The following is a 4,190-nucleotide window of genomic DNA, read 5'->3' as shown; positions in this document are numbered from 1 at the left end:
ACAACACACCGCGCCTTGACCCCTAACCAGGTCCGCCGCAAGAGCCTGATCTCCGGCACCGTCGGAGCGATCATCGAATGGTACGAATACACTGTCTACGGAACCGCCGCAGCCCTCGTCTTCGGCACCCTGTTCTTCCCCTCGAGCGAACCCGGCGTATCCCAAATCGCCGCCCTTGCCAGCTTCGGCGTCGGCTTCCTCGCCCGCCCCGTCGGCGCCTTCGTCTCCGGCCACCTCGGTGACCGGATCGGCCGCAAATCCACCCTGATCCTGACCTTCCTCATCATGAGCATCTCCACGGCCGCCATCGGCCTGCTGCCCACATACCAGAGCGTCGGGTTCTGGGCTCCGGTCCTGTTGTGCATCCTCCGCCTCTCCCAGGGGTTCGCCGTCGGCGGCGAATGGGGAGGAGCGGCGATCATCGCCGTCGAGAACGCGCCGAAGGGACGACGCGGATTCTTCGGATCCTGGCCGCAAATCGGTGTCTCCTGCGGCTTGCTCCTTGGCACCGGGGCTGTCGCCATTGCCCAAGCCATCTCGGGGGACCAGTTCATCGTCTGGGGCTGGCGTCTGCCCTTCCTCCTCAGCGTGCTGCTCGCCGCCGTCGGGCTTTACATCAGGCTAAACGCCAGTGAAAGCCCTGCCTTTCTCGCCGCCAAAGCCGAGGCCGAGCGGAAACAGGAAAAGCAAAAGGCTCCGATTCCCGTGGTTTTCAAGGAGCACCGCAGGGCTCTGGTCATTGCCCTGTTCTCGCGCTTCGCGGAAGCCGGGAACTACTACCTCTTCACCGTCTTCCTGCTCTCCTATGTGGCCACAACGTTGAAGCTCCCGGCATCCTACGGCCTGGTGGCCGTCATGATCGGATCGGCACTGAACATCGCCATGATTCCGGTCTTCGGCGCCATCTCTGACCGCATCGGCCGCAAGAACACCTTCTTCTTCGGCGCAGCCGTCATCATCGTCAGCGCCTGGCCGATCTTCGCCATGATCCAGACCGGAAACCCGTTCACGATCATCGGCGGCGTCGCGATCTTCCTCACCCTGGGCCACGCAGCGGTCTACTCCGTGCTGCCGGCCTTCTACTGCGAACTGTTCCCCACGGAAGTCCGGTACACCGGTATCTCGGTCGGCTACCAGACCGCAGCCATCCTTCTGGCCGGGTTCACTCCGGTGATCGCCAGCGCCCTTGTCCTCTGGTCCGGCGGCACCTGGCCGCTGGTCGTGATCATCGTCGTGACCACCCTCATCGCCGTGACGGCAGTCGCTGCAGCCAAGGAATCCAAGGACCTTGACCTCGATACCATCGGCAAACCAACTCCGCGGCGCACCGCGGCGCACAGCGGAGTGAAATGAGAAGCCATTGAGCATACTGACCACACTTGCAACCGGCGCCGCAACCATCGTCAGGAAGGCACGCGAAGCATACTCGGAGTTCGCACGGGAGTACGTGGATCTGCTCACCGCGGGACAGTCATTCCGACCATCAGAAGGTCCGATTGTCCGGCAATCCTAGATTGCGCTGACGCAGTCTGGTCAGATGGCCACGCTTGAGGAAGCCGGGACTCCTTACTCAACAGGGGTCCCGGCTTTCTGCCCTGAGGGACCGGCGTATGCAGGAATGAACCTTGTCGCGGGCCGACGCGTAGCTGTCATTTGCACGCGAACGCTGGGTTCATGATGGCGCCATGTGGGATGAGCCTTGTGAGGGGCAAGGTCGCGCCCACTCCGTCCGAGACGTTTGCCGCGGATGTGGGGTCCATCATTACCGTCCACACCCGTGTCCACGTGATGCCGTTGCTCATCGGTGATGCTCTCGTTGCCTATTCTGCTGACACGAGTTCATGCACCCTGGAAGTCTGTGTGACATGACTTTCCGGCGGGTTTCTACGTCCCTTTTCTAGCGCGTCATGGCCGGGCCGGGGCTCGCCCGGTGAGGGAGTGCCCCCCGGGGACTCAGGTGTTGTTCACAACGGAAAAGGTCCGCAAGGTCTAGTGCTCCAGGGCGACGCCTTGGTGGGGGACAAGGAGACTGAGGCCAAGTGCGCGAAGGTCTTCGCGAAAAAACCCGTTCCCACGGTGAACCCCATTGCCAACGAAGAGGGTAAACCGCGGCGTACGAAGCAGGCTAAGAAGTAGCCGACTTATCCGACGTCGAAAATTTCCCCGGCCTTTGTCCCGCTCATCCAGGACCCTGGCCTCGCGCCAACTACATCAAACCCGGCAACTGGGAATCATGCAGCACCCGATCCATACGGGCGCGTGATCGCCTCGAGGAAATGTCCGTCAGGATCCGCGAAGTAGACGCCGCGTCCGCCGTCGTTGTGGTTGATCTGCTGTGGGCGGGACCGTCCCGGGTCTGCCCAGTAGGGGATGCCCTCGGCCTGGATCCTTGCGAAGATTCCGTCGAAGTCTTCCTCGCTGACCAGGAAGGCGTAGTGCTGCGGGGAGATGGGCCGGTTCGCCGTGGCGAAATCGAGGGCCACTCCATGGTCAAGGGGCACGGTCATGAAAGACCACATAGGTTGGGGTTCCGGCAGCCCGAGCACGTTGGCCAGGAACTTCGCCGAACGGCGCTTGTCCGTTGCGTAGACGATGGTGTGGTTGAAAGTGACCGTCATGGTGGCCTCCTTGGGTGTGGTTGTCTGACACCATCTGACGTCCAGCCCCCTTCAGATTTCAAGAGCGCGCGCTACGTCCTTGGAACCTTCATTGGGCCAGCAACAGCGATCAGGACACAATGACTGTGTCAAGTATTTCTGGCCACGGAAGGGGCGGTTAAAACTGGCCCCACCCTGCGATGATGGGGACCGTCGAAAACTGGGCCGCGGTGACCGTGTGCGCCCTTCGGTGCTTGAGCGGGGGTGTGGGACAACGGCGCCGCAATTGGCTCTACCGCTTCCGGGTTCTTGGGTGAACGTCGAGTTCCTCGGGTCGGCCGGGCGTTGATCAGCAGGTGCCAATCATCATGCCTGCGGGCGGTCGCTGGGTTCAGTGTCATGGTTTTCCCCGGACCGGCAGTGGTTGGTGCGTTGTGGGCCAGCTTCACCGGGACAGTTGTTGTCACCGGCGCAGTTCTATCGAATTGTCGATCCAATGGGGCGCAAGTATCGGCGACCAAAGCAGCTCTGCGCGGCGCCTCTTTTCAGGGGCGCCGCGTAGTCCTTTTCAGGGGTTACGTGCTTTTCAACGGGTTAGAACGGACCAACACCGATGAGCTGAGCGACTATGGCCAAGGCGAATACGGTGGCGAGCAGGATCAGGGTCAGCGGCCAAATGAACCGGAACCACTTGTTGAACGGAACCCGGGCCAGGCCCAGGGCACCGATAAGTACTGCGTAGCTGGGCAGGATAAGGTTCGTAATGCCGTCACCGTACTGGTAGGCCAGCACGGCGGTCTGCCGCTGCATCTCGAGCAGATCCGCCAGCGGGGTCATGATGGGCATGGTGACAACGGCCATTGCCGACGAGCTGGGGATGACCAGGTTGATCAGGCTCTGGACCACCACCATCAGGCCCGGAACCAGCACTGCCGGCAGTGCGGCAAGTGGCTGGACGAGGCCGTTGATCACGGAATCGATGACCTGCCCCTGCTCAAGCACGATCTGGGCAGTCCGGGCGAACCCGACCAGAAGTGCGGCGAACAGCAGTTGGCGTGCACCGTCCACGAAGCCGTCAGCGATCTGCCCTGGCCTCAGCCGGCTGGCGATGCCGATCAGGATGGCGATCAACACGAAGTATCCGGTGAGCTGGGGGATGCCCCACTTCCACATGAGCATCGCGAAGATCATGAACGCAATGCCGAGCCCGAAGATGATGAGTGCGGCCTTGTGCCGGCCTGTCATGACGATGGTCTTGGGTGGTGTAGAGCTGGGCGCCGGCGTCGACGGCCAAACTGGCCGCGTTGATCTGTTCAGTGCTGTACCCGTTTGCAGCCCCGACAACCACGACGTCGGCCAGTTCCGGTTGTGCGGGATCGGCCAGGTTGACGCCCAGACTGCGCAATGGGGCGGCCAGACCCTCCGCTCCGAGCGCCAGCACCCGGGCCCCGGGGTGGCGGTGGGCAATGTACTCGGCGGCTGCGCTGCCGGCGGTAACAAAATCCTCGTCGCGGATTCCGATTCCCTGGGAGCGGAGGTGCGCCGCGTACTCGGCCGGGGTCTTCTCCGAGGCGTTGGTGCAGACTACGACGG

General features: G+C 62.5%; 3 protein-coding genes and 1 pseudogene. 1 reads left to right on the top strand and 3 read right to left on the bottom strand.

Annotated features, from left to right (window positions below):
• Nucleotides 1-1,353 (top strand): MFS transporter (locus tag AC1DR1_RS22890; protein WP_476993425.1); only part of this gene is annotated, 1,353 nt, incomplete at its 5' end.
• 878 nt (nt 1,354-2,231) lie between these two features.
• Here the strand turns inward: AC1DR1_RS22890 and AC1DR1_RS22885 are convergent.
• The 3 genes and pseudogenes from AC1DR1_RS22885 to AC1DR1_RS22875 form a co-directional block, all read right to left on the bottom strand.
• Nucleotides 2,232-2,618, bottom strand: coding sequence for a VOC family protein (locus tag AC1DR1_RS22885; protein WP_229992315.1), 387 nt, complete (start codon nt 2,616-2,618; stop codon nt 2,232-2,234).
• Nucleotides 2,619-3,191: 573 nt separating this feature from the next.
• Nucleotides 3,192-3,842 (bottom strand): AbgT family transporter, encoded by a 651-nt coding sequence (locus AC1DR1_RS22880; RefSeq protein ID WP_229992316.1) that lies wholly within the window; start codon nt 3,840-3,842, stop codon nt 3,192-3,194.
• Between the two features lie 202 nt (nt 3,843-4,044).
• Nucleotides 4,045-4,190, bottom strand: a pseudogene (locus AC1DR1_RS22875) (HAD family hydrolase); the annotation flags it as partial.

The organism is Arthrobacter sp. P4_F10 (assembly GCF_056401435.1).
This window is presented reverse-complemented; position numbering and strand designations above follow the sequence as displayed.

Bases quoted from the DNA above. Each gene is read 5' to 3' on its own strand.
- AC1DR1_RS22880 (WP_229992316.1), bottom strand. From the start codon at position 3,842: ATGACAGGCCGGCACAAGGCCGCACTCATCATCTTCGGGCTCGGCATT.
- AC1DR1_RS22885 (WP_229992315.1), bottom strand. From the start codon at position 2,618: ATGACGGTCACTTTCAACCACACCATCGTCTACGCAACGGACAAGCGC.